General features: G+C 65.8%; 22 protein-coding genes. 10 read left to right on the forward strand and 12 right to left on the reverse strand.

Annotated features, from left to right (window positions below; genetic code table 11):
• The first annotated feature begins 2 nt into the window (after positions 1–2).
• Both BXA00_RS27435 and ccmI read left to right on the forward strand, forming a co-directional pair.
• A complete protein-coding gene (locus BXA00_RS27435; RefSeq protein WP_076522147.1) occupies positions 3–428 on the forward strand; it encodes a cytochrome c-type biogenesis protein in 426 nt (141 codons plus the stop codon).
• Entirely contained in the window at positions 425–1,744 is a 1,320-nt protein-coding gene (ccmI, locus tag BXA00_RS27440; protein WP_076521536.1) for a c-type cytochrome biogenesis protein CcmI, read from the forward strand. The genes BXA00_RS27435 and ccmI overlap by 4 nt, the downstream gene beginning before the upstream one ends.
• 37 nt (positions 1,745–1,781) lie before the next feature.
• Here the strand turns inward: ccmI and BXA00_RS27445 are convergent, their stop codons facing one another.
• The 4 genes from BXA00_RS27445 to BXA00_RS27460 all read right to left on the reverse strand — a co-directional run bounded on the left by BXA00_RS27445 (position 1,782) and on the right by BXA00_RS27460 (position 7,581).
• Positions 1,782–4,982, reverse strand: coding sequence for a tetrathionate reductase subunit A (locus BXA00_RS27445; protein ID WP_369825588.1), 3,201 nt, complete (start codon positions 4,980–4,982; stop codon positions 1,782–1,784).
• 37 nt (positions 4,983–5,019) lie between these two features.
• Entirely contained in the window at positions 5,020–6,054 is a 1,035-nt protein-coding gene (nrfD, locus tag BXA00_RS27450) for an NrfD/PsrC family molybdoenzyme membrane anchor subunit (RefSeq protein WP_076521537.1), read from the reverse strand.
• Between the two features lie 19 nt (positions 6,055–6,073).
• The gene (gene dsrO / locus BXA00_RS27455; RefSeq protein ID WP_076521538.1) at positions 6,074–6,847 is read right to left on the reverse strand and encodes a sulfate reduction electron transfer complex DsrMKJOP subunit DsrO; all 774 of its coding nucleotides are present in this window, start codon (positions 6,845–6,847) and stop codon (positions 6,074–6,076) included.
• A gap of 188 nt (positions 6,848–7,035) precedes the next feature.
• Complete coding sequence (locus tag BXA00_RS27460; protein ID WP_076521539.1) at positions 7,036–7,581, reverse strand: DNA-deoxyinosine glycosylase; 546 nt, start codon at positions 7,579–7,581, stop codon at positions 7,036–7,038.
• Positions 7,582–7,751: 170 nt separating this feature from the next.
• Here BXA00_RS27460 and BXA00_RS27465 point away from each other — a divergent pair, with 170 nt between their 5' ends.
• The 6 genes from BXA00_RS27465 (at position 7,752) to BXA00_RS27490 (ending at position 12,826) form a co-directional block, all read left to right on the forward strand.
• Positions 7,752–8,615 (forward strand): pirin family protein, encoded by an 864-nt coding sequence (locus tag BXA00_RS27465; protein ID WP_076521540.1) that lies wholly within the window; start codon positions 7,752–7,754, stop codon positions 8,613–8,615.
• 12 nt (positions 8,616–8,627) lie between these two features.
• Positions 8,628–9,575: a GlxA family transcriptional regulator gene (locus BXA00_RS27470; protein ID WP_076521541.1), complete on the forward strand. Its 948-nt coding sequence runs from the start codon at positions 8,628–8,630 to the stop codon at positions 9,573–9,575.
• Positions 9,576–9,707: 132 nt separating this feature from the next.
• Entirely contained in the window at positions 9,708–10,466 is a 759-nt protein-coding gene (locus BXA00_RS27475; RefSeq protein WP_076521542.1) for an SDR family oxidoreductase, read from the forward strand.
• Positions 10,467–10,610: 144 nt separating this feature from the next.
• Entirely contained in the window at positions 10,611–11,150 is a 540-nt protein-coding gene (locus BXA00_RS27480; RefSeq protein ID WP_076521543.1) for a carboxymuconolactone decarboxylase family protein, read from the forward strand.
• A gap of 220 nt (positions 11,151–11,370) precedes the next feature.
• Complete coding sequence (locus BXA00_RS27485) at positions 11,371–12,162, forward strand: hypothetical protein (protein WP_231952163.1); 792 nt, start codon at positions 11,371–11,373, stop codon at positions 12,160–12,162.
• Between the two features lies 1 nt (position 12,163).
• Positions 12,164–12,826, forward strand: a complete 663-nt coding sequence (locus BXA00_RS27490; protein ID WP_076521544.1) for a hypothetical protein — start codon at positions 12,164–12,166, stop codon at positions 12,824–12,826.
• Positions 12,827–12,988: 162 nt separating this feature from the next.
• Here BXA00_RS27490 and BXA00_RS27495 read toward each other — a convergent pair whose 3' ends face one another.
• Entirely contained in the window at positions 12,989–14,017 is a 1,029-nt protein-coding gene (locus tag BXA00_RS27495) for an alpha/beta fold hydrolase (RefSeq protein ID WP_076521545.1), read from the reverse strand.
• A gap of 77 nt (positions 14,018–14,094) precedes the next feature.
• The gene (locus BXA00_RS27500; RefSeq protein WP_076521546.1) at positions 14,095–15,303 is read right to left on the reverse strand and encodes a GGDEF domain-containing protein; all 1,209 of its coding nucleotides are present in this window, start codon (positions 15,301–15,303) and stop codon (positions 14,095–14,097) included.
• 731 nt (positions 15,304–16,034) lie between these two features.
• Here BXA00_RS27500 and BXA00_RS27510 point away from each other — a divergent pair.
• On the forward strand, positions 16,035–16,553 hold the full coding sequence (locus tag BXA00_RS27510) for an O-acetyl-ADP-ribose deacetylase (RefSeq protein WP_076521548.1): 519 nt from the start codon (positions 16,035–16,037) through the stop codon (positions 16,551–16,553).
• Positions 16,554–16,560: 7 nt separating this feature from the next.
• Here BXA00_RS27510 and BXA00_RS27515 read toward each other — a convergent pair whose 3' ends face one another.
• Together BXA00_RS27515 and BXA00_RS27520 are read right to left on the reverse strand one after the other, a co-directional pair.
• Positions 16,561–17,190 (reverse strand): class I SAM-dependent methyltransferase, encoded by a 630-nt coding sequence (locus BXA00_RS27515; protein ID WP_076522150.1) that lies wholly within the window; start codon positions 17,188–17,190, stop codon positions 16,561–16,563.
• Between the two features lie 90 nt (positions 17,191–17,280).
• Positions 17,281–18,186, reverse strand: a complete 906-nt coding sequence (locus tag BXA00_RS27520) for a LysR family transcriptional regulator (RefSeq protein WP_076521549.1) — start codon at positions 18,184–18,186, stop codon at positions 17,281–17,283.
• 106 nt (positions 18,187–18,292) lie between these two features.
• Here BXA00_RS27520 and BXA00_RS27525 point away from each other — a divergent pair, with 106 nt between their 5' ends.
• On the forward strand, positions 18,293–19,171 hold the full coding sequence (locus BXA00_RS27525) for an aldo/keto reductase family oxidoreductase (protein ID WP_076521550.1): 879 nt from the start codon (positions 18,293–18,295) through the stop codon (positions 19,169–19,171).
• 170 nt (positions 19,172–19,341) lie between these two features.
• On the opposite strand, the gene BXA00_RS27530 is transcribed toward BXA00_RS27525, so the two are convergent.
• The 4 genes from BXA00_RS27530 to BXA00_RS27535 all read right to left on the reverse strand — a co-directional run bounded on the left by BXA00_RS27530 (position 19,342) and on the right by BXA00_RS27535 (position 25,522).
• Complete coding sequence (locus tag BXA00_RS27530) at positions 19,342–19,650, reverse strand: hypothetical protein (protein WP_076521551.1); 309 nt, start codon at positions 19,648–19,650, stop codon at positions 19,342–19,344.
• A gap of 194 nt (positions 19,651–19,844) precedes the next feature.
• Positions 19,845–20,096, reverse strand: a complete 252-nt coding sequence (locus BXA00_RS29000) for a hypothetical protein (RefSeq protein WP_156902879.1) — start codon at positions 20,094–20,096, stop codon at positions 19,845–19,847.
• 93 nt (positions 20,097–20,189) lie between these two features.
• The gene (locus tag BXA00_RS29005) at positions 20,190–20,639 is read right to left on the reverse strand and encodes a hypothetical protein (RefSeq protein WP_156902881.1); all 450 of its coding nucleotides are present in this window, start codon (positions 20,637–20,639) and stop codon (positions 20,190–20,192) included.
• Positions 20,636–25,522 (reverse strand): RHS repeat-associated core domain-containing protein, encoded by a 4,887-nt coding sequence (locus tag BXA00_RS27535; protein WP_083714350.1) that lies wholly within the window; start codon positions 25,520–25,522, stop codon positions 20,636–20,638. Before BXA00_RS27535 ends, BXA00_RS29005 begins: the two co-directional genes overlap by 4 nt.
• Positions 25,523–25,801: the final 279 nt, after the last annotated feature.

Raw genomic sequence — 25,801 nt, forward strand, 5'->3', positions numbered from 1 at the left:
CTATGCTCCTGGCCCCGGCGGCCCTGCACGCCGCGCCCGCGCCGGTACCTGTACTGTCCGCCGACCAGGAACAACGCGCCGACAAGCTGGCGCACGGCCTGCGCTGCCTGGTCTGCCAGAATCAGACTCTGGCCGAATCCAATGCGCCGCTGGCGCTGGACATGCGCAAGCTCATCCGCGACCAGCTTGCCGAGGGCAGGACCGACGCGCAGATCATGCGCTTCTTCCAGGACCGCTATGGCGACTTCGTCCGCTATGACCCGCCCTTCAAGCCGGCCACCTGGCTGCTCTGGCTGGGCCCGTTCGCGCTGCTGGCGCTGGGCTTTCTGGTCCTGGCCCGCACGCTCAAGCGGCGCGCCGGCATGCGCGCGCCGCTGACCGCCGACGAACGCGAGCGCGCCGCCCGCTTCCTGGATTCCGGCTCATGACCACGCTCTGGCTCGTCGTCCTGGCCCTGCTGCTGGCCACGCTGTTCTGCCTGGTGCCCCCGCTGCTGCGCCGCCCGCCGGGTTCGGACGACGCCCCGGGCTCCCCCCCGGACGACGCGTCGGACGCCAGCGTGCGGGCGTTCTATCTGGCCCAACGCGACCAGTTGCGTCGCGACCTGAACGACGGCGCCCTGACGCCGCAGGCGCACGCCCGAGCCGACGAGGAGCTGCAGCGCGCGCTGCTGCAGGACCTTGCCCTGCGCAGCGGTTCCGGCGCGCGCCGGGGCGGACAGCGCGCGGGGATCGCCGCGGCCTGCCTGCTCACCGTGGCCGTCCCGGTCGCCGCCGTGCTGCTGTACGGACAACTCGGCAATCCCCGCGCGGCGGCCATGTTCGCGCTGCCGCAAGCGGCCGAGCCGCACGCGGCGCAGGCGGGCAACGACATGGCGCTGGCCATCAACGCATTGGCCCAGCGCCTGCGCGCCGCGCCCGACGATGTCGATGGCTGGTACATGCTGGCCCGCTCCTACGAGACGCTGGGCCGCTACAACGATGCGGTGGCCGCCTACCAGCAGGTGCTGCGGCGGGTGCCCGGCCAGCCTGCCGTGCTGGCCGACCTGGCCGACGCGCTGCTGTCGGCGCGGCAGGGTCGGCCCGACGAGGATTCCATCGCCGCCGTCGCGCAGGCGCTGGAGGCGGAACCCGACCAGCCCAAGGCGCTGGCGCTGGCCGGCATGATGGCGTTGCGGCGGGGCGACGCCGCCGAGGCCCTGACGCACTGGGAGCGGCTGCAAGCCCTGCTGCCCCCGGATTCCGAGGCCGCGCGCCAGATCCAGACCAATATCTCGCAGGCGCGCGCCATGGCATCGGCGCCGGGCGCGCCGGGGTCCCCCCCGGCGACCTCGCCCTCCGCTGCGCCGGCGGCCACCGCCACCACTGCCGCCACCACCACCGCCCCCACGCCCGCCGCGCCCGCCCGCATCAGCGGCCAGGCACGCATCGCCGAGGCGCTGCGCGGACAGGTCCGACCGGCCGACACCGTCTTCATCTTGGCGCGGCCGGTGGACGGCCCGCGCATGCCCGTCGCCATCCTGCGGATGCGCGTGGCCGACCTGCCGCGCGCCTTCGTGCTGGACGACAGCACGGCGATGTCGCCGGACGCCACCTTGTCGAAGGCGGGCACCGTGCGGGTGGAGATCCGCGTCAGCGCGTCCGGCAACGCCGCCGCCCAGGCCGGCGACCTGAGCGGCGTGCTTAATGACGTGGCCACCCGCGCCGAAGGCCTGGAACTGGTGGCCGACACCGTCGTGCGCTAGCGGCCGCGCCATTGCCGGCGCCGGCCGCGCCGTGCGATCAGGCCCGCTCGATCCGTGCCGGCAGGCCCTGCCGTACCGCCGCGCCCGACACCCAGTCGATCCACACGTTGGCATGCGCGCCGCGCGTGGCGTCGGCAAAGCCCAGGTCGTTCAGGTTGACGCCCGCCCCCAGCGCCGGATCGTGCGGCATCGGCTTGCCGTCCACCACGTGCGCGCGGGCGCCCAGCTCGGTATGGCCGTAGCCATGCTCGATCCCCACCGCGCCCGGCTGCACGCCGTCTCGCAGCAGCGCCAGCCCCGTCACCGAACCGCCCGGCGTGACGATGCGCACCGCGTCGCCGTTGCGGATGCCCAGCCGTTCGCCGTCCTGCCGGTTGATCGACACCGGGTTGTGCGGATGCACCTGGCGCAGGCGGTTCACCCCGATCGACAGAGAACTCATCAGGTTGGACTTGAACGAGCTCAGCAGGAACGGCCAATCGTCGCGCGGATATTCGTCCCGCACGTCGCGCCCGTCCGCCAGCCGCGTGGGATACCAGGTCGGACAGCCGCTGTAGCGCTCGCCCGTCATCGCATGACGAAAGCCCGCCAGTTCCTCGCTCCACACATGCAGCGGCCTGGCGTAGGCGGCGCGCGTGCGGCGGCCCTGCCCTGCGTCCTGCGTCCACGCGTCATCCATCCGGTCAAAGCGACCGCCGCGGCTCATCAGCATGGCCACCTGCCGCCACTCGCCCGGCTTCAACATGCTCTGCAGCAGCTCGCGATGGCGGTCCACGCCGGTCAGCGCCATGTCGTCGTCGCTGGCCTCGCCCACCGGGCGGCCCGCCGCGAACGCAATATTGGCCATGCCGCGCAGGAAGAAGTCCTCGGGCGTGTCCAGCGCATACTTGGCGCCTTCCTTGTCGGAGATGGCGCCCGCGCCAAAGCCCGGCATGCCCAGCCGCTTGGCGCAGGCGATGAGAAAGGTCTCCAGGCACACCGGCTCGCCGCTGGCCGTGCGCGCCACGCGCGGTTGCACGGCGGGCCAGCGCACGGTGGACGCCTTCGCCACCACGTCCGCCCAGGGCGCCGACACGCCCCAGCTTTCATAGGTGACCGTGTCCGGCACGATGTAATCGGCCAGCGCATTGGTCTCGTTGATGAAGGGGTTGATCGACACCGCCAGCGGCAGGACGGCCGGATCCTTCAGCTTCTCCAGCGCCACCTGCTTGAACCCCGCAATGCCGTAGACCGGGTTGCTCATGTGGTTGAACCAGACCTTGGCGCGGTACGGGTAGCCCGCCAGCGCGGACGCCAGCATCTCGGAACTGAGGCCCCCGGTGGCCGGATACCAGGGCGCGGCCGCCGGATACGCCGGCTGCCCGGCCGCCTTCTTGCGCTTGAACTCGCTGGATTTCTCGTACGGAAAGCGGTTGCGCGACAAAGACACGCCCTTGGGCGTCGCCTTGTTGGCAAAGCCGGCGATGTTGTAGCGCGGACCCGCGCCGTAGGGCGGGAACGGACCGGCGTCCAGCACCAGACCGCCCTCCACGTTCAGGTTGCCCACCAGCGTGTTCAACATGGCGATGGCGTAGGCGGTGTAGAAGCCCGCGCCGCTCATGGTGCCGCCGTGCGCATCGGCCACCGCGCGCTTGCCATGGCTGGTAAAGCGCTCGGCCAGCGACGCAATCTTGGCTGCGGGGACGCCGCACAGCGCGGCGTATTCCTCCAGCGTCTTGCGGCGCGCTTCCGTGCGCAGCAGCGTCAGCGACGAGCACACGCGCAGCGATTCGGGCGCGCCCGCCATGCCCGGGGCGGCGATGGCCTCGTCCACGAAAAGCTCAGCCGGCGTCGCGCCCGTATGCGGCGCCAGCGTGCCGTCCGCCAGGCGCACGACGTACACGTCTTCCCATTTCTCGTCCGCGTCGGCCGGGCGCGCCCAGCCCAGGTCCGCGCCGCGCAGGAACGCGCCCTGCCGCGGATGGCCGGGTTCGGCCACCACCAGGTGCGTCGCATTGGTCCACGCCGCCTCGCCCGCCGCCTGCATGGCCTGCGGCCCCGGTTGCGCCAGCATGCGCGCATCAAAACGTTCGTTGTCCAGAATCCAGCGGATCAGGCCCATGGCCAACGCCAGGTCGCTGGCCGGATTGACGGGCACCCATTCATTGCCCGACCCGGCCGACAGGCTGGACGAGGCCGGCAGCACCGGCGACACGACCACGTAGGTGAAACCGGATTCCTGCGGCCGCACGCGCGCTTCGGCCAGTTGCCGCGCCTGGCGCTGAAACGGATTGCCCGCCTGCGCCGGCGCGGCGCCGATGAACAGCCCGAAGCGCGCGTTGTCCCAGTCCGGCTTGCCGTGCGGCATGCCTTTCAGGTCGCCCAGCGCCGCGCCCGCGCCCACGCGGAAGCTCTGCCCGCAATAGGAACCGTGATTGCTGAAATTGACCGTGCCGAAGGACTGCCCGGCAAAGCGCTGGATCAGCGGCGTGCGCCCTTCGTTGGAAGCGTCGGTGAAAAGAAACTGGTTCACCTTCGCGCCGTACTCCGGATTGTCCGGGTCCAGCGGCGTCTCGCGGTCGAAGATGGCGCGCAGGCCATCGACGTGGCCTTCGCCGAACAGGTCGCCGCCTTCGCAGACCTCCAGGACCAGTTGTTCGAAGGTGATGGTCTGCCACTTGCCCTCGCCCCGCTTGCCGACGCGCTTCATGGGCTGCAGCACGCGAAACGGGCTGTCCAATTGCTCCAGCATGGCCGAGCCGCGCGCGCACGAGGTGGCCCGCCCCTCCAGGCCGTTGTCGCCGCCCAACTGCGCGTAGACGTCGCGCACCGGCGTCTCCATGGCCGCGGGCCGCGTCGTGGCCAGCGGATGATACGGATTGCCGGCGACGCGCAGGATGCGGTTCTGGGCCGTGTCGACCCGCAGGCGCACGCCGCACTGCGTCCAGCAGCCCAGGCAGCTCGACGGGCTGACGATCTGGCCCGGTTGCGCGTCGAACGCGCCCGTCAGCGGATCGATGCGGAACTCCGGCGTGAGCGAGTTGCCCCGCACGGCATGCGCGGTCGGCACGCCGGCGCTGCCCTGCGACAGACCCTTGACCGCCTTCACGACGGTCTCGCCATATCCCGCGGCAAAGGCCGCCATGCCGCCGGCCACCATGCCGCCGCGCATCACCAGCTTGCGCCGGGCCTCATCGTGCGGCACGTCCGGGCCATCGTCCGCCGGGCGGCGCTTGTCGTCTTCGTGTTGCTTGTCCATTGCTTTCTTTTCCATGTTCTTGCGTATCGCCGCCCGTTCAGGCGGCCACGGCGCGGGCGCGGGCCGGAAGGATTTCCATGGCCCACGTCACGGCGGTGACCAGCGCCACGCACAGGCCCAGCACGCCCGCCATGCCCAGCAGCCCGTCGCTGCCCCAGGGCATCTCGTACAGGTACAGCCCGGCGCCGTACTTGGGCACGCCCTGCACGCTCATGAAGACGACCCAGCGGAAGATCCACGCGGCGCCCAGCATCGTCAGCGCCAGCGCGGCGGACGGCAGGGGCGCGGCCAGCGTGCGCGACGGACGCTGCAACAGCGCGACGATGCAAAACGCAGTCATCACCGCGCCGGCCAGGCTGAGACGCCAGACCGGGAACGCCGCGAACAACCGGAGCGCCGCGTCGAACGACGCATCCAGCCCCAGCATCCCCAGCACCGCCCAGGCGCCCGCCCCCAGCGCGATCATCGCCACCGCCGTCACGCTCAGCCGGCGCAACGCGTCCACCGGCAGCGCCCGCAGTCCGCCCGGCAGCCAGCGGCCCACCAGGAACATCGCGCCCAGCGCGCCCAGCCACGCCGTCAACGCAAAGTTCAGCGGCAGGAACACGGTGTGCCACAGCGGCCGCGAGCGCAGCACCATCACCTCGGCGCCCGTGTAGACCAGGATGGACAGGGCCGACAGCGCCAGCGCCGCCGCCACCACCCGCAGCCATCCCATCCGCCCCCACCACCAGACCGCGCAGAAGAGCAGCGCCAGCGATACGAAGACCGGCAGCAGCAAGGCGCCCAGCCACATCCACGACCACGGCGTGATGTGCGCATAGAAGTGCCAGAAGCGGCCCGGCTGGTGCAGGTCGGCCAGCAGCGACACCGGCGCGGCGATGGCGCTGACCAGCAGCACCGTCACCGCCGCCGGCAACAGCCGGCGCGCGTCGGAATCCGCCCGGCCAAAGGACGCGAAGGCGGCCGTCAGCGCCGTGGTGGCGCTGATCCCGATCAGGAAGAAATACTGCACGGCCCAGGGCAGCCAGGCGGCGTCGTAGACCGGCGTGAGCAATTCGGAGATTTGCATGAGAGTCCTCGTCGATGGCTCAATGGCCGCCGGCCAGGCGCACGCCGGCCTGGCCGTCCACCTGATGCACGAACGCGTCGGGCAGGCCGATGTAATAGACGTGGGGATCGGTCTTCATCTCGGGCTTGAGCACCTTGATATCGGCCTTGTGCTCGGCCAGCAGGCGCGAGATGGCGCTGTCGGGATCGTTCATGTCGCCGATCACGCGCGCGCCGCCCACGCAGCTTTCCACACAGGCCGGCAGCAGCCCGGCTTCCAGGCGGTGCTCGCAGAACGTGCACTTGTCCGCCGTCTGCGTCTCGTGATTGATGAAGCGCGCGTCGTAGGGACAGGCCTGCACGCAGTAGCCGCAGCCCACGCAGCGCGCGTTGTCGACCAGCACGATGCCGTCTTCGCGCTGGAAGGTCGCCTGCACCGGACAGACCGGCACACAGGGCGGCTTGTCGCAGTGGTTGCACAGGCGCGGCAGCATGACCATCGAACACGGCCCGCCCGCATCGGGCGTGACCTCGTACTGCAGGACGGTGGTGCGGAACTGCCCGATGGGCGGCACGTTCTCCAGCGAACAGCTCACCGTACAGGACTGGCACCCGATGCATTTGCGCATGTCCACGACCATGCCGAAGCGCTTGCCGGCCATGCCGGGGCGGCGCGGCGGCTGGCCGTTCAAGCCGGGCGCGGCTTGCGCATGGATGGGAATGACGGTGGCGGCGGCGCCCAGGCCAAGCAGCCCTTTCAGGAAGCCACGCTTGCCCGGGAGAGGCGTTTCCGGGGGGCTCGTGGGGGTGTGCATCGTTAAACTCCGAAACATTTAGCTGTTACGGGAATTAACTTATCACTCGCAGTTATATAGAGCCTTGATATCTGTCAATTCGGGGACAGAGTGCGCCGGATCAGGGAGGACTGAACGCCTCGCGTCGGCGACGACCGGACCGCCGGATCGCCGGATCGCAGGATCGCCGCACCGCCGCACCGCCGCCGTCAGACTATCGGCAGGGTCAGCGCCGGCCGCCACGCCGTCAGTTTCTGCTCGAAGCTGGCCGCCGCATGCGCCGGACTCGTCGATGGCAATTCGATGCATTCCAGGTCCGCCCGCGCCAACGCCGGCAACACGTGGCGCCGGAACATCGCCGCGGCCTTGCCGCCGTTCAGGCAGACGCGGACGATGGACGGATGGCGGGCGAGGAAGGCCGGGAAATCGTTCGGCACCAGCGTCTCGCGCCGGATATCCGCGTCCAGGCTGCCCGGCCGTTCGCAGGCTTGCAGGACATCCCAGAGCGCCACGCCCCGGGCCTGCAGCGCCCGCAGGCGGGCGTCGTAATCCAGGCCCGCGTCAAAACCGAGGATGCGCGCCGCCAGGGGCCAGAATGCATTGCGCGGATGCGCGTAATACTGCCCTTGCCGCAGCGACGCCACGCCGGGCATCGATCCCAGCACCAGCACGCGCGCGCCCTGCCCCACCACCGGCGCAAACCCCCAAACCTGTTCCTCGCGCCGCGCGGCGGCGCCATCCCTCTGCTTGTCCATGCCGGGGAGCATACCGCCGAAATCCCCGCCCCCCGGCTGGCGCCGCCCCATCGTCCGACACATGGAACAGTGCTTATCGCAGGCGGGGTCTACCGGAATCGGCGTTCCGCCCTTATCTTCCTTTCTATGACGAACGGCGCCGATGGCGCCGCGCAACAGGAAACCTCATCATGAAGAAGATCCTCGGCCTGCACGCCAGTCCCCGTCCCCACTGGGTGGGCGACGGCTTTCCGGTGCGCTCCCTGTTCTCGTACAACGACAAGGGCCGCGACACCAGCCCGTTCCTGCTGCTGGACTACGCCGGCCCCGCCGAATTCGGCCCGGCCAGCCAGCCCCGCGGCGTCGGCCAGCATCCCCATCGCGGCTTTGAAACGGTCACCATCGTCTACAGCGGCGAAGTCGAGCACCGCGATTCCACCGGCAACGGCGGCGTCATCGGCCCCGGCGACGTGCAATGGATGACGGCGGCCTCCGGCATCCTGCACGAGGAATTCCACTCCCATGCCTTCACCCGCACGGGCGGAAAGCTGGAAATGGTGCAGCTCTGGGTCAACCTGCCCGCCAAGGACAAAAAGGCGGCGCCGGGCTACCAGGGCATCCTCAGCACGGACATCCCCGTCGTGGCCCTGCCCGACGGCGCCGGCACCCTGCGCGTGATCGCAGGCGCCTACGCGGGCCAGACAGGCCCGGCGCGCACCTTCACGCCGATGGACGTGTGGGACGTAAAGCTGGCGGCTGGCAAGTCGGCCACCTTCCCCATCCCCGCGGGCCGCAACAGCATGCTCGTCATGCTGCGTGGAACGGTGCTGGTAAACGGCGAATCGGTTGCGCGCGACGCGCAACTGGCGCTGTTCTCGCGCGACGGGGAAGACATCACCGTCGAGGCCAACAACGACGCGGTGTTTTTGGTGTTGAGCGGAGAGCCGATCGATGAGCCGGTGGTGGGCTATGGACCCTTCGTGATGAACTCGCAGGCGGAAATCGTGGAAGCGATCCAGGATTTCAATGCCGGGCGGTATGGGCAGATGCATTGAAAAGGAAACACCATGCAGCACGTCGGTTTAATCCTTGAAGATGGCTTCCAGCTGATGGGGCTGGCGGCCCTCTCCGCCTTTGAACTGGCCAACGCGGAGCTGGGCGGCGCGGGCTATCGGCTGACGGTCCTGTCCGAGAAAGGCGGCACGATCAGGTCGTCGATGAATGCCGGTATCGAAACCTCGCCGCTGGACTTCATCCCCGACACGCTGATGGTGGCCGGGCAATTGGTGCCCCAGGATATTTCGCCGGGGCTGCGTGAATACATCGCCCTTGCCGGCCACCAGGCGCGCCGGGTGGCCGGGGTATGCACGGGCGCCTTCGTGCTGGCGCAGGCGGGGCTGCTCGATGGCCGCACCGCCACCACGCATTGGGCGCATGCACGCACGCTTCAGGCGCGCTTTCCGAAGGTTCGCGTCGAAGAGGACCGCATTTTCGTGCGTGACGGCAACATCTGGACGTCGGCGGGCATGTCATCGGCCATCGATCTGACGCTGGCCCTGATCGAAGAAGACCATGGGTCCACGCTGTCCCGGGCGCTGGCGCGGAAACTTGTCGTCTACCATCGCCGCCACGGGGGCCAATCGCAGTTCTCGGCGATGCTGGCGCTGGAGCCGCGTTCGGACCGGGTCAAGCGCGCACTGGCCTATGCCCGCGAAAACCTGCGCAATCCCTTGTCCGTGGAAGAGCTTGCCGAAGCCGCCAGCCTGTCGCCCCGTCAGTTCAGCCGGGTATTCCGCGAAGAGACCGGGCGATCGCCCGCCAAAGCCGTGGAAATGCTGCGGCTGGAGGCCGCACGCGTGATGCTGGAAGACGGCCGCCATCCCCTGGAAATCGTGGCGCGCGACACGGGCTTTGCCGATCGTGACCGGATGCGGCGCGCCTTCCTGCGCAACCTGGGCCAACCGCCGGCCAGCGTGAAGCGGGGCCTGATGTCGATGCAAGAGACCAACGCCTGACCGAGGGGCCTGTCAGGCCGTGCTGACTGCCCATGTCCGTTTTTGCCGGATCTATGACATTTAAGACTTGACCAGATCCGCGCATAGTACGTCCATCGAAGGCGCCACCCCGGCGCAAGACAAGGACAAATCATGCAAATGACGGGCAACACGATCTTCATCACCGGCGGCACCTCGGGCATTGGCCGCGCGCTGGCCGAGCAATTCCATGCCCTGGGCAACAAGGTCATCATCGCCGGGCGCCGGCAGGCGCTGCTGGATGAAGTGGCTGCCGCGCATCCAGGGATCGAGGGTGTGGCGCTGGACATCTCCGATGCCGCCGACATCGACCGCGTCGCCGCGCAACTGATCCGCGACTATCCGACGTTGAACGTCCTGATCAACAATGCGGGCGTCATGCCGTTCGACGATCCGTCCGGCCGCATCGATGACGCCGTCTCGCGCCAGATCCTTGACACGAACCTGCTTGGCCCGATCCGGCTGACGTCGGCGCTGATCGAACACCTGAAGGCGCAACCGCGAGCGACCATCGTCCACAACACCTCGATGCTGGCATTCGTGCCGATCGCAACCAACGCGGTCTATTCCGCCTCGAAGGCGGCGCTGCACTCCTACGCCTTGTCGCAGCGGTTCATGCTCAAGGGCACCGGCGTGACGGTCCAGGAAATCGCGCCGCCGTGGGTCGACACCGATCTCATCAAAAAGAGCGGAGATCCCCGCGCCATGCCGCTGGACACCTTCATCGCCGAAACTATGAAGGGGCTGGCAACCGACGCGCCGGAAGTGTTCGTCGAGGCGATTCGCGCCCTGCGCGATAACCCCGGCAGCGGCGAACATGCGCTGGTCGATGGCTTCAACGCTGAAATCGCGGCCAATCCCATCCCCGTATAAAGCCAGCGGATCGACGCGTCCGCGTTCGCCTTCGCGCGGACTGCGTTTTCAAGACAGTTGCGTCGTGATCGCAACGCCTGCGCTGAACTCGCGCGCATCGCGCACCCGTCTTCCCGCAAGCCCACTTTGAATGGAACCAAGACAATGACTTCCCGTATCGACACCCCCGCCGCCACCAGCGCTTCGGGCGAAACCGCCGACGTTTTTGCCGGTATCCGCAAGGCGGTGGGCATGGTCCCCAATGCCTATGCGGCCATTGGCGCCTTGAGTACGCCGGCGCTCAAGGCCATGCTTTCCGCCGACGCGGTGCTTGCGCGTGGCGTGCTTTCCGCGCAGGACCGCGAAACCGTCAAACTGGTGGTGAGCGCGATCGCCGGCTGCGACTACTGCGTCGCGGCACACAGCCTGGCGGGAAAGGCGTCCGGCCTGTCCGTGGACACGGTCCGCGCCATCAGGGCGCTGGAACCGACGGGCGACGCAAGGCGCGATGCGCTGATCGCGTTTGTACGACGCCTTCAGGAAGGCCAGGGCACGCTCGAAGCCGAGTCGCTCACGGCGTTGCGCGCAGCGGGCTTTCCGGACGAGGCAGTGGTGGATATTGCACTGGCCATCGCCGTGATCACGTTCACGAACGTCTTCAATCGCGTGAACGACACCACGGTGGATTTTCCGGACCTGAAGTGACGCGACAGGCCGAGCGCAGGCACAAGGCCGGGGACATCCGGGCTGGCGGCCCGCGGCCGCCCTCCGTCCCCGGCTAAGCGTTTGACCTAGAATGCCGGCATCGCTTTCATGCGGCGCCGCCGCCAAAGACGTTGTGCCTCATCCTACGAAGATCGTTTTTCCCGGCCGCCGCCGCTTCCGAGTTTGCGCGAACGTCGTACTGGGCCTGACGCTATCGATAATGGCTCACGCCCAGGCGCAGCCGGCGGCCCCCGCATCAGCCCCGGTCAAGGCCACCCAACCGCTAGGCGGCGCCTTTGAACTGGAAGACCAGCCGAATTCGAACCTTTACCGAATCAAGTACCGCGGCAAGCCTTACCGGCCGCTGAACGCATACCAGTTCATCCACGTCAGGGCGCTGGGCCCGACCCAGGGCGGCCAGCCGATGCTGCTGGCGGTGTCGAACGATTTCATGGGCGTGGGCACGATCCTGATCGCGGTGCAGAACGACACGCCCCTTGCGCGCGTCCTGAGTCCCACCGTCGACGTGCGCGACCCGGACATGGGCCTGGCGCAGCCCGGGCGTCAGGACCTGCTGCTGTTCACCGCGGGTTCGCGGGCCTTGGTGACGTCGACCGGACAGGTGCTGTGGTTCGAGCACCTGCTGCCCAAGGAGTACCTGCGCTCAAGCCCGCTGCTGGTGTCGGTGTCGCCGGACAATCGCCATGGCGCCCTGCTGCTCGACAACGAGATCCGGCTCAGCGTGGCGGGCGAAGGCCCCTACGCTAGCGTCCCGTTCACCAGGGCGATGCAGCGCGAGGCCTTCAAGCCGGCGTGGGATCAGAGCCGTGCGCGTGCGCGCGCGGCGCTGGACGAAGGCAAGCACATTGACCAGCGCCGCCTCCACGACAACCTGAAGGCGGAATGGATCAACCGGAATTTCCGATGGCAACAAGGCAAGGACGGCTGGCAATTCATCGGCCAGGGCCTGAAGCCCGCCGCGCTTCCCGTGCAATCGAAGAAGGAGCAATGAGATGAGGCCGATTCCCGCGGTTCATTGCTGGCGCTGGCTGGCGCTCGGGTGCGCCGCGGCGCTTGCCGGCTGCGCAACCCACGCCGACGTATATGAACGACACGTCCGCGCCGAAGACGCCAACCCGGCGGACGTGGTGCTGACGCTGGACGTGGCGTTTGCTCAGGCGCCCGACTACGATCCTCAGACGATCGAGTACGGATCGAAGGTAAAGGTGGTGGAATACGCCGGCTATCCCAGCATCGACGTTCCGTTCTACCAGAAGGGCATGGGCCTGGACCTGGGCGTGCTGGGCGATCCGCGGACGTTGCTGGCCTTGCCGTATCCGTCGCCCACGACGCGGACCACGTCCGCGCAACTGAAGATCTTCGGCGAACGCCTGGACGCCACGCACTACCGGTTCGTCGTCTTGCCACGGCCGGGGTGGACCAGCACGAACAGCTTCCAGGTGGAGTTCGCCATCAACGGCCGACGCGAGGGCATGACGTTCGCCTACAGCACGAAGACCGTGTGCGAAAGCCGCTTCGACGTGACCACGCCGACGTACGGGTTCGGGATGTCGGTCGCGGCGGGTTTCCCGGGCGGCAAGCCCGGCTGCTTGAAGGCCTGCGACGCGCGGCCCGGCTACCCGGGGCATTGCGCCTTCTTTTCCGGCGTCGAATAAACGTGAATCGGCCGACGCGTCGCGGGCCTTAGTCCGATAGGGTGATCCGTCCTGATCCACGCGGCGGCGGGCGGCGTGGATGTGGTGATCGACTTTATCGGCGTGCCGCAATCCCGCCTCACGTCCGCATGCCGGTCACGGCATGCGGACACGGGCCACGCATCACCCCTTCGGGGCGGGCAATGCCTTGAGCAGCGCTTCGTTGAACCGCGTCGAATCCTGCACCTGCGGGGAATGGCCGAGGTCGGGCCAGACGACGAGGGTGGCATTGGGGATGGCTTTGGCGGCCTTGGGCGCCAGCGCGGCGTAGTTGCCCAGGCGCTTGGCCACTTCGGGTGGGGCGGCGTCCTTGCCGGGAGCCGTGTTGTCCTTTTCGCCGATGAGCAGCGTGGTGGGCACGGCGATCTGGCCGAATTCATGGACGACCGGCTGGGTATACAACATGTCGTAAGTGAGGGCCTGGTTCCAGGCGACGCGCTCGCGCCCTTCGCCCTGCAGCATGCCAGCGGCCATGAGAACCCACTTGTCGTAGTCGTCGCGCCATTGGCCGGCGTAGTAAGTGCCGAGCTGGTATTTCTTCATGCCGTCGAAGTTGGCTTTGAGCTCGCGCTGGTACCAGTCGTCGATGCTGCGGTACGGCACCCCTTCCTGTTTCCAGTCTTCGAGCCCGATGGGGTTGACGAGCACCAGGGCTTCGGTTTGCGGGCCGTACATGAGCGCATAGCGCGCAGCCAGCATGCCGCCCATGGAGTGGCCGACGATGCTCGCGCGATCGATTTTCAAATGGTCGAGCAGCGCGTGCGTGTTGGCGGCGAGTTGGTGAAACGAAAACTGATAGGCCTGCGGCTTGTCGGATTTGCAAAAGCCGATCTGGTCGGGCACCACGACGCGATAGCCGGCCTGGCTCAGTGCGGCGATGCTGGCCTCCCAGGTGGCGCCGCAGAAGTTCTTGCCATGCATGAGCACGACGGTCTTGCCATTGGGCTTGGCGGCGGCCACGTCCATGTAGGCCATCGAGAGCTTCTGGCCCTGCGTGTCCAGCGAGATGCGCTTGACCTCGTGCGGATACGCGAAACGCTCCAGATTGGGACCGTAGTCAGGCACCTTGGGCGCGTCCGCCGCGATGGCGCTGCCCGCAAGCGCGACACCGGCGCAGAACGCAGCCAGCCGAAGAGGTTGTGATCGTGTCATGCGTGTGACTCCTGTTATGGCGCCGGCCCGCTGCCAGCGCTGTACAAGAGGGACAGCAAGAACGGGACCTGGGTTCCTCAGGAATGCGCGCCGGCCAGTTCGATGTCGGCCGCTGGCAGGCCGTGAGGCGCGGTTGCCAGCTCCACCCGGTTGCGCCCCGCGGCCTTTCCTCTATAAAGCGCGGAATCGGCCTGTCGAAGCGCCTCGTCCAGGCCCTGCGCCCCGTGAAAGCGGGATGACACACCGATCGTGACCGTGCAGCGCAGCGGTTTGTCGACGCCCGCGACGTTGATCGGCTGCTCTTCGACGCTGACACGTAACCGCTCTGCCAGTTGCATCACATCCGCGACATCCGCTTCCAGGATGATGGCGACAAATTCCTCTCCCCCAAACCGGCCTGTCAGGTCGCCGCGACGCACGGTGGCGCGCAGCAGATTGGCGACGTGGCGGATCACCTCGTCGCCCGCCTGGTGACCATGACTGTCATTGATCCGCTTGAAATGGTCGACGTCCAATTCCAGCAGATAGACGGGTGCGGCATTTCGGGCGTTGAAATACTGGGTCAGCGCGTCTGAAAGCCCTCGGCGATTGAACAGGTCCGTCAGGGGATCGCGCGCCGCCATATTGCGCAGGCTGTCGGTCAGCCGGCGCAGGACGAGCCAGACAATGGAGGGCGGCACGATGGTGGCAAGGGTCGACATGTAGATGTAGAAAATCATCTGGAAGCGGCTGTCCATGTGCAGCGCGTCCAGGCCGCCATCCACGATCTTCAGAAATTTCAATGCGTTCAGAACACAGATTCCGCCGATCAGCAACGCGAAAAAGATCATCTCGCCGAACAAGTCTTTGGCGAACGTGCGCCCTCCGTAGAGCACGGTGACGGTCATCGCAAAGAAAAGCAGCGTCGCCGACGCCGCAAGCATGGCGTAGCGCGCCTCCGGCCCGCTTTGCGCTTGCACCCACCACTGGGCAACGCCATAAACCACGCAGAACACAATCAAAGGCCGCCATAACCGAACCTGATGCCCGAAGAACCGCATGGCGCCGAGCACGTAGGCGATGGGGGCCGCCAGCGTCAGGCAGTGATTGACGACGCTCATCGCACTCCAGGCGGGGCCGCCTTCAACCAGTTGCAGAATATAGGCCCCCGCCAGCAGCAGATTGCCCACGGCAAAGACATCCATCCCCATCCTGTTGCCAGGCAGGCGACGGCTGATAAGCAAAAACATGCCGGAAAAGCACAACAGGTGTGCGCACAGCATGCCGACTAGCGTGGAGGCAACCATGAGATGAACGTCGAGAGGGAAGCAGATTTCCAGTACCGGCACGATCAGGCCGTGCCAAGCGAAGCATTAACCGAGGAAATGTCAGCCAGGTCAAGGGGAGCTTTTGAATTGGCGAATGCTGGGTGCGCCGGACGTTATCCGGAAGAATTGTGCCGGAAGAATGTCGACGCCTTTCCGTCAGGACGGCCAGAAACATGCCAACCAACCTGCGTGCATCCGGCTCGGGCTTCCCGCAGTTGGGCCCAACACATTAATCTTGCCGTCGCCTCGACCGGAAGGTCGCCCATCGCATTCCCAAGCCGATCACGGCCGTTACCAACAGCATCGTAAGAACGGCCGCCCCAAGCACGACGGAATATTCCACGTCGGCAGCCTGTTCACAGCACCCGATTTCGACATTTCGCTCTACTTGCTCCCAGATCCAACGAGGGATGGGATTCCAGGCATCGGGGCTGCGAATCCAAACGTAGGCCAATGCCAGGCTGGATAGGGTCAACCACACCAGCAGCGCCAGGCATTGCAAAAGTCGTCGCATTAATTCACTCCGCCACATCGGACATTTACGATTCCATAGGCCTTCAAACTGTGGGGCGTTAGCTTGCCTGGCAGATGGCGCCGAAAATATCAGTGCTGTCCGAAAAGCCAACACTGCGCCATTCCGGCGTACGCTGAGAAGTGTTGTGGGCGTCCGTCACGCCCGCAGCCGCATTCACGCCATGAGGATCAAAATCATGCCCACCACCCTGCGCGCCCTGCGCTCCGACATTACAAAACTCCAAGTCGACGCCATCGTCAACGCCGCCAACTCCTCGCTGCTGGGCGGCGGTGGCGTCGATGGCGCCATCCATCGCGCCGCGGGGCCGGATCTGGTGCATGAGTGCCGGCTGCTGGGGGGCTGCAAGACGGGCGATGCGAAGGTGACCGGCGCCTATCGGCTGTCGGCTCGCTACATCATTCATACCGTGGGGCCGGTCTGGAGAGGCGGCGACAGCGGGGAGCCGGCGTTGCTGGCAAGCTGCTATCGCCGGTGCATCGATCTGGCGCAAGACAGGGCGGTCGCCTCGATTGCCTTTCCCAGCATCAGCACGGGCATATATGGCTATCCCATCGATCTGGCGGCGCAGGTGGCGTTCAACACCATCCGCGAAAGCCTGTCGCGGGATTCGCCTGTGCAGGAGGTCATCTTTTGCTGTTTCTCGACCGAAGACCTGATGCACTATGAGCGCCTGTTGAACGCCCCGCTTGCCTGACGCGTCCCTAGTCCAGGCGCCGCCACACGCTCGCCAGCCAGGGCTGCTGTTCACGCGGCAGGCCGTCGGGCCGGTAGTAATGCTCCAGCTCCTCGAATCCGGCCGCTTCCATCAAGGCGCGCCAGCCGTCCAGGTCGTGATAGGCCCCATAGCGCCCGCGATTCCATCCTTCCTGATTGCCGCCCCGGGGGTTGGAGCTGAACAGCACGCCGCGCGGCCGCAATGCCGCGCGCAGTTCGCGCAGCACGCGGGGAAGCTCCTGCCCGGGCACATGAAATAGCACGGCGTTGGCGAAAATGCCGTCGAACCGGGCCGCCGGAAGCTCGAGTTGCAGGAAGTCCTGCTCCCAGACCTCGCATCCGCTTGCCGCGCGCGCCATCTGCACGAACCGCGGCGTGCCGTCCACGCCCACGGGCCGATGCCCCATGGCCAGGAAGGTTTTCAGGTCGCGCCCCGGACCGCAGCCCAGGTCCAGGATGTCGTAGGGCGGCTGCCCTTCGATGTGCCGCAGCAAGGCCGCGATGTTCTGGCTGACATCGTGGTCCCGCGTGCCGGCTTCGAACGACTCGGCGTTCTCTTCGTAGTGGGCCAGCGTCAGGGAGGTAATCTTGGCGAGGTCTTCGGGGTCCAGGTGCATGGGGCGATTGTGCATGAAATGGCGCGGGCCGGCGAGGCGGCGGGCGTCGTTCAGGGGCACCGCGACTGCCGGAAAGACGGCCGTCCCAGCTCAGGGAAACGGCCGCGCCTTGATGAAATCGATCAGCGCCTTGAGCGGCGACGGCACCAGGCGGCGCCCGGAGTAGTAAAGAAACGGCCCCGAAAACCGCGGCCACCACGGCTGCAGCACCGGCTCCAGCGCCCCGCTTTCGAAGTGCGGACGCAGCCAGTCCTCGAACAGATACATGACGCCCACGCCGGCAATAGCCGCATCCACGGCAAGGTCCACCGCGCCGCCGATCTGCACGACCAGCGGCCCCGTCGCGTCGATGCGCACCGACTCCCCGTCCCGCTCGAATTCCCAGGCCGGCATGGCCCCGCTGGGAAAGCGGCCGCGCAGGCAGGCGTGCTGCATCAGGTCGCCGGGATGCGCGGGACGCCCTCGCCGGTCCAGGTACGCGGGCGAGGCGCCGGCCGCAAAGCGCTGGACGCGCGGACCGATGGGCACCGCGATCATGTCCTGTTCCAGCCGGTCGTCGTAGCGGATGCCGGCGTCGCAGCCGGCCGCCAGTACGTCGACGAAACTCTCCTCGGCCACGACCTCCAGGCGGATGTCGGGATACGCCGCCAGGAAGTCGGGAACGAGGGACGGCAGCACCAGCCGCGAAGCGCTCAGCGGCACGTTGAGCCTGAGCGTGCCCGCCGGCTTGTCGCGAAAGCCATTGACGGCGTCCAGCGCCGCCTCCACTTCCGTCAGCGCGGGCGCCAGCCGGCTCAACAGTTCCTGCCCCGCTTGCGTCAGCGCCACGGAGCGCGTCGTCCGGTTGAACAGCCGCACGCCAAGCTGCGCCTCCAGCCGCCGCACCGTGTCGCTGAGCCGCGAGGCGCTGGTGCCCGTGGTCCGGGCCGCCCCCCGGAAACCCTGGGCGCGCGCCACCGCGACGAAGGCATGGAGGTCATCGAGATCGGTCGCCATTGTTCAGAATTCCGTACAAGCCGTCCGGATTGTATTGGCTTATCAGCGTATGCCGGAAGCTCTATCGTGTGTCCGTACCCACATTTCACCGGAACAGGAACCCCACATGTCCCATCTCCAAGACAGCGGCACTTACCCCCTGGGCTCGCGCCAGGTCCATCGGCTTGGCTACGGCGCGATGCAGCTCGCCGGCCCCGGCGTCTTCGGACCGCCCAAGGATCGCGATGCGGCGATCGCCGTGCTGCGCGAGGCCGTGGCCGCCGGGGTCGACCATATCGACACCAGCGACTTCTATGGCCCCCACATCACCAATCAGCTCATCAAGGAGGCGCTTGCCCCCTACCCCGACGATCTGGTGATCGTGACCAAGGTGGGCGCGGTGCGCGGCGACGATGCCTCCTGGAATCCCGCCTTCTCGCCCGAGCAACTGACCCGCGCCGTCCACGACAACCTGCGCAACCTGGGCCGCGACGTGCTGGACGTGGTCAACCTGCGCGCCATGTTTGACGTGCACGGGCCGGCCGAAGGTTCCATCGAGGAGCCGCTCTCCGTGCTGGCCGGCCTGCAGCAGCAAGGGCTCATCCGCCACATCGGCCTGAGCAACGTCACGCCGACCCAGGTGGCCCAGGGCCGCCGGATCTGCGAAATCGTCTGCGTGCAGAACCAGTACAACGTGGCCCACCGGGGCGACGATGCCCTGATCGACGACCTGGCCCGCGAGGGAATCGCCTACGTGCCGTTCTTTCCGCTGGGCGGCTTCAGCCCATTGCAGTCGTCCATTCTCAACGATGCGGCAGCGCGGATCGGCGCGACGCCCATGCAGACGGCGCTGGCGTGGCTGTTGCGGCGTGCGCCGAATATCTTGCTGATACCGGGCACGTCATCGACCGGCCATCTGCGGGAGAATATGGCGGCGGGGTCGTTGCGATTGCCGGAGGATGTGGCGAGGGCGCTGGATGACATAGCGGCCCACGAACCGGCTTGAGTGCGAGCCCGTCAACGCCGCGGGAGGCATTGGAGCGGCGGGATGCCGCGAAGTCGCAGGTGGGCGGCTACTCGCGCATGACCTGACGAGGCCGACGGAGACGGCCCCGCCCTAATGGCGGTTTACGTTTTTACCCTATGCACTGCCGTTGACTCCGCTCGGCGAGGCAATCAAAAACGGCAAATCTCTGTCGACGTTTTCATATCACTTTTTGCGCCGATCAAATACTTATCGAGCCTTGCGGCCGCTATCTCCGCGAGTTTGGCGGGGCGCCATTGCCAATCCTCATCCCAAGCGAACCAACGTGTATTTTCATAATTGTGCCGATCACACGCATGGGCCACATCAGTTGTACACGTGTCGAACTCCGCGGAGTAACCAATGATCTCAACGCCATCCAAGGTCATTAGATGCAAGTAATCACTTTGCTCATAGCAGTCCACGCTCAATGCCATAGTTACGTAGTACTTATCTTCCATGAACCTCCTCGTTCTTTTGGGAAATTAAGTGACCACCTTATTCGTTCCGGGTAGGGCGACAATCTTCACACTGTTCAAAGTTGGATTACCCGGCGACAAGCCCGATAAGCTTCCGGCCCTTCCCGCGCGCGCTGTCCAGTTGCAAGATTAACCCTGGCCCAACTTGCCCGGTCCGCCCGAACATAGCTTCACTCCTACTGCTCTATTCTTCTCTCATTGAGGACGATAATGTCCACATGATTCTCTGGAGAAAAATCCACGACTGCATCTTGAAGGTGCATATGCTCAATATCATAGAGTTGAATTTCCCGAGATGCCCTTAATAGAAAATCACCCAGCGCACGAAAGGTTTCCGCGCTTCCAATAATGGAAAGTTCGTCCAGCGCTAAGGACGTGTCGGTACCCACTGCGGTACCAAAGGCTCTAAATCCAGCTAGATTTCTCATAAATCAAATCCCTGAGCACGCAACTACTACATGTTTTTTGAGTCAAATCGGGAATGTAGATCCGCGATCACTGACTTTATGTGCTGTCACTGCCTAACATCCGACTTCATTTTCAAAAAATTTCCGAAACCTAGAACAGAGATGCACATCGACGTCCAGAAGAACGGAGAAAAACAACTCCATCATCTCTGGCGTTTCGTATTCCTCCCCCCTATCTGAAGTTCCTTCATATAAGCAGCAGACAATTGCCCGAAGGATGGCTTTTTTCAGTGAATTTTTCTCTGCATCATGTCTTACCCAAGCGTCAATTCTGCGCCCCCCAAACTCCTCGACTGAGCATTTGCCGGAAAAAAAAAGAACTGGAAATCTTAGGGTTTCATCTATCCATTCAAAAAAATCGTGTTCTATCTTATTTTCTTTCAGATACTCCCGCGAAACATCCAAAAGGAATTTTGAAAAAACGATTAAAGATCGATCGAACGGAATCTGTTCCAAATCGATGCGCCCCTCTAGAGCACTCAATTGAATGGCGTCTTCTCTCATCTCTTATGCCTGATCCCTAACATGTCAAGAACTGGGGCGCATGAGCTGCATGCGGGCTTGTATTCCCCCTTTGGTCCATACACCGAAGACTCGGCTCCAGACGTTATCTCCCTTAGTTTTTCCATGCTCGCTGCCTGGGTTTGAGTTGCAATCTTAGACAGGGCATCGCCTTCAGCGCACTTGCAATGGAACGGACTTCGTTCTTCGATAGCAACGGAATCATAGAGGTCCTGTACCACCGGATGATGAACTCCAGCCCCACCCGCACGTGTACTCATGCCCGACACCACGCCGCCGGGAATATTTCCGCCCTCGATTTTCCCTGTCGCACCTCTATTTCCTTTGGATAAGCCGGATGGATCTATCCATTCAACCGGGTTATCCGCATACTGATAAACATTCAGCCCCCCCGCAAAGCCGATCGGATCCTTCGTAATGAAGCGTCCGATCTGCGGATCATAGTACCGGTGCCGGTTGTAGTGCAGGCCCGTTTCCGAGTCCAGATACTGCCCCTGGAATCGGATCGGATTACGTATTCCCGCCGCGCGGGCGGCTTCCGTGATAGCTTCTTTCGCCGCGCCCCACGCGTGGTAGTGCGCGCTCCAGGCGATCTCGCCTTGCGCGTCCGTCAGTTCCTGTGGCGTGCCCAGGTGATCGCAGTGATACCAGACCAGGGCATCCACCGGGTCCGGGTCGGGCGAGGTTGTCCATAGTGGATCGCGGTCGATGTCATAGGCACCCGCGTAAACAGGTTGCTGATGAAGCAGTACGGCCTTGCGACTGATCGCCTGGGCCAGCGGGACGAAGCTGCCGGGTTCGTAGAGGTAGTGCGTGGTCTGGTCGTCGCGGCCTTCCCATGCCAGGGTGTCGCCATCCCAACCGTACAGCGTTGTGCTGCAGCCCATCGCGCGATTCGCGCGCGCTTGTTCTTCCTGGCGCTGTGCGGGCGTCATGCCGGGCCGTTCGCGCCAGTGCGCTTCGGATTGCTTGAGCAGGCGGCGGCCCAGCGCGTCGTACTGGTAGCTCACGTGCAGGCGGTCGTTGCTGTAGCCCGTCAGGCGATTGAAGAGATCCCATTCGAAGCGCGAGCGCTGGCCGTTGTGCAGCTTCTCGACGAGGTTGCCGCGCGGGTCGTAGGTGTAATGGCTGCCAGCGTACTCGCGCAGCAGGTTGTCCAGGCGCGCGGAACGCTGGCGGTAGGTGTAGACGGGGCCGGCCATGCCTAGCGTGCTGGCGTGGGCCGGGTCGCTCGACGGATCGAGGAGATTGCTTGCCGGATCGAAGGCGAAGGTTTCCTTGCCGAGGCTGCTGGTGGCCTCCAATAGGCGTCCTACGGGGTCATAGCGATACGCCAAGGGGCCTCGGCGGCTGTCCTGGATTGCTTCCAATTGGCCCGCCGCATCGTAGCGGTAGCCGCGATGGATCAGGCGCTGCGCGCCCCGCGCGATGCTCTGTGCATTGAGGCGCCCCATCGCGTCCCACGATTGCGTTTGCGCCAGGCCATTGCCTTGCATGCGGGTGGTCTCCCGATGCAGGTCGTCGCGTTCGATGCTGACGAGCTCATGGTCGTCGAACAGCAGGCCGTGGACGTGGCCCGAGCCATAGGTCAGCACGCTGACGCGATGGCCATCGGGGCGGAGCGTGGCGATGCGCTGGTTCAGTTCGTTGTACTCGTGCTTCCAGACTGCCACGACTGGTTGCGCCAGACGTAGATAGTGCAGGTGTTCGCGGGTCAGGTTGCCGGCGGCGTCGTGGAACCATTGGAGCCGGCAGGCCGCGTTCTCGGCGAGGATCAGGCGGCCGTTGCCATCGTAGGCGTAGCGCTCTGTCTGGGCCTCGACGCGAACCGGTGCTGAGCGTGTGGACGCGGGTGCTGACGTTTGCGTGGCCGTTTGCGCCGACGTACGCGCCGCCGCTTGTGCTGCGGTCTGCCCCGCCGCTTGCGCTGACGGCGCATACGGCCGCGCCAAACGTTGGGTCACGCGCCCCAGCGGGTCGAACGTGAACTCGATGACCCGGTCGCCATCCTGCGCCGAGAGCAACGTGCCGCTATCCGGGTCATAGCGATATCGGGTAGCGACGTCATCGAAGCCTCGCTCCTCCAGCAGTCGCCCGGCCGGGTCGTAGACGAATCTCGCCTGCCGGTCGTTCTCGTTGGCGAGCGCCGTGAGCCGGCCCAGCTTGTCCCATTCGTATTGGAGCGTCCGGCCCGCCGCGTCCAGGCGCTGGGCGAGGAGCCCCGCGCCGTTGTACGTCCACTGCGTGCGCCGGCCCAGCGCGTCGATGTGCGCCAGCAACCGCCCCTCGGCGTCGCGTTCGAAGTGTTCGACCGTCTGGTCCGGGTGCGTGACGTAGGCCAGGTGCCCCATCTCGTACCGGTAGCGGGTGACGTTGCCGGCTGCATCGGTGTATTCACGCAACTGGCCGAGTTCGTCATACGTCCAGGCGCTGCGCTTGCCCGAGCAATCCGTGTACTGCGTGAGCAGCCCCGCCGCGTTGTAGGCCAGCAGTTTCTGACCGCCCCGGGCGTCCCGGATCGCAACCGGATTGCCCGCCGCGTCATAGGCATATTCGGTCTTGCGACCCAGCGGATCGATGGTCTCGGTCAGGTACCCGCGCGGGCTGTAGTCGCGCTGCCACAGGCCGCCCTCGGCGTCGCGGATCTTGAAAAGCTGGTCCTGGTCGTCGTAGGCGTAGTGGACCGAGGTGCCATCCGCGCGCAGATGTTCGAGCAGGTTGCTGCGCTCGTCGTAGGCGTAGCTGTCGATGTTGCCGTCGGGGTGAATGTGCGTGACCACGTTCTTGGCGTCGTCGCGATACAGCCATTCCGACAGGCCGTCCGGATGCACGATGCGGTAGGTATAGCCGTCGATGTCGTAGTAGTGCTCCGTGACGTGGCCCAGCGCATCGGTGACATAGGTCAGGCGGATCTCGGGGTGCCAGCGCAGGCGCGTGTCGAAGCTGCCGTCGTCGGCCCATTCGCGGATGGCGCGCGCCTTGGGGCCTGAACCTTCCCATTCCAGGTTCATGCCTCGTCCGGTGCGGTCGGTGTAGCGGGTGATGAGGTGCTGGCGATAGTGGTAGTCCCACTGGGCGCCGTGTTCGTCGCGCGCTTGCAGCAGGTCCCCTTGCTCGTCGTAGTCGTAGCCGGCCAACTGCCGCTGCGATTCTCCCTCCTTGAGTTGCCAGAGCGCGACGATGCGGCCGGCGTCGTCGATCTGCGTGCCGACATGGGTGTGGATGGCGTCGTCCAGGTGGGTGACAAGATCGGACAGCACGCTGCGCCGCCCGACGATATGCCGGTAGAGCAATGCAACGCGCGCGCCGTTGCGCAGGTGGATGCCCGTCAGCCGAAACCGCCGGCCCTCGCGTTGGTAGGTGGCGCGACGCTCGCACCCTTGCGCCACGGTCAGTTCGCTGTTGGAAGTGCGAACCACCGTCAGGTTCTCGACGGGGTCGTAGTGGAACTTGCCGACCGCCGGCAACGGCCAGGCGTGCGTGCGCCCGTCTTCGGCGTGATAGAGCAGGGTTTCGCGATCGGCGCCTGCCGTCTTGATGTCGATGCGCGTGGTGTACTCGTTGATCCAGCGCGCGCCCAGCGGTCCGCGATCAAATGCGGCGAGATCCGACGAATACGTGCGTGCCCAGCGCAGCGGAAATGGCCCGGGCAGCGAGCAATCCACATGCGTGATCCGCTCCGTCCCCATCGCAAAGCTGATGCTGTGGCAGGTGGCCGGGCACGCGCCGTTCTTGTCTTTATTGGCATTTCGCCGCGCGCGGGCCTGGCGGCGGATGCGCGCCAGGCGCATGGAGCGCGCCATCTGCCGGGCCTTGCTCGCCACGGCCGGTCGGACGTTCGCGCCGATCGCGTACCCCTTGCGCTGGCGCCACAGCACCACGGCCACCGACAGTTGCATGAGCAGCGACGCGATGCTGTTGACGTTGTTCTCGTCGGCCAGCGATTGCATGCTGTCATTGACTTGCGGCGCGAGCGCGTTCAGGCGCTGGGCGGAGCGCAGCATCAAGTCGCGCGCCTTGGCGGGAAGCAGGTCCTTGGCGGCGTTGCCGACCGACTGCTTGCTGCCGCGCACGCCGCTACCGAGGCCATCCCAGAGGTCGCGCGCGGCGCCCAAGGGCGAGTCCCACTTCTTGTCCCACGCGGACGAGAGCTGCTCGCCCGCCTTCTCGAACGAGGCATCCGCGTTTGCCGGCACGGTCAGGCTGACCAGGACATCGGCCAGCGCCTTGATGATTTCTTCGGCCTTGGCCCCCGCATCCTGCAGCAGCCCTTCCAGCCGTGCCTGCGCCTGTTGCGCGAAGTCTTCGATGTCGCCGGCGATGTTCTCGCTCAGGTGCGCAGCCAAGGCCATGATGATCGCGTTGCCCAGGCCCGCCTTGGCCTGGCGCGCGACCTCCTTTTGCACGAGAAACAGCGCGGGCCGCAGGCTCATGCGCGCAGCCGCCGTGCCGGGCACGGGCACCACGCCGAAGAGGTTGATGCCCAGGCTCACCCAGTCCAGGAATTGGGTGGGATTGCTGTCGACCAATGTGGTGATGTCGCCGATGGCATCCACCAGCGCCATGAGGTTGCCCAGCACCGGCACCGCGCCCGCGGCCGCCTTGATGCGCGGCAGCGTGACCCAGCCGTCGCTGTTTTCGCGCAGCCACTGGTCAAAGGCGTTCTGGCCGGCTTCGACGTCTTCGGGGGCAATGGTGTTCAGCGGAGCGACCACGCCTTGCGGGCCGTCCAGGTCTTCGTCACTCCATTGGATGCCGTCGTTCTCGGCTTCGGCTTCCAGGTATTCGGCGTCGGTGTAGTGCTCTTCGACTGGAGGGGCGTTTCGCTTTGGAATGGAGGGGGCAGCGCCTGGCGGGGTTGGCATGACGGAGTCCGGTGTCGTCGCAAAGGCCTTCAAGAGGCCGGAGGCATCCCGTTGCGGGAATGCGGCGACATATGCGAAATCCGTGCCAGGGTTGGCGGTGCAAAGAAAACCCCTGCAACATCAAGGCCTTGAAGCTGAATCTCGCGCGAATCAGCCAGCCGATCGCCATCGCGGCTCAAGAAAAGCCGCGGTTTGGCCGGAAAATCGAGCCAAATTTGGCCCGGTTATTTCCAAGTCATTGATAAATAAGAAAACGCACCGGGCCAGATTTGGCCCGGT

It is taken from the genome of Achromobacter sp. MFA1 R4 (assembly GCF_900156745.1).
Lineage (GTDB): Bacteria > Pseudomonadota > Gammaproteobacteria > Burkholderiales > Burkholderiaceae_B > Achromobacter.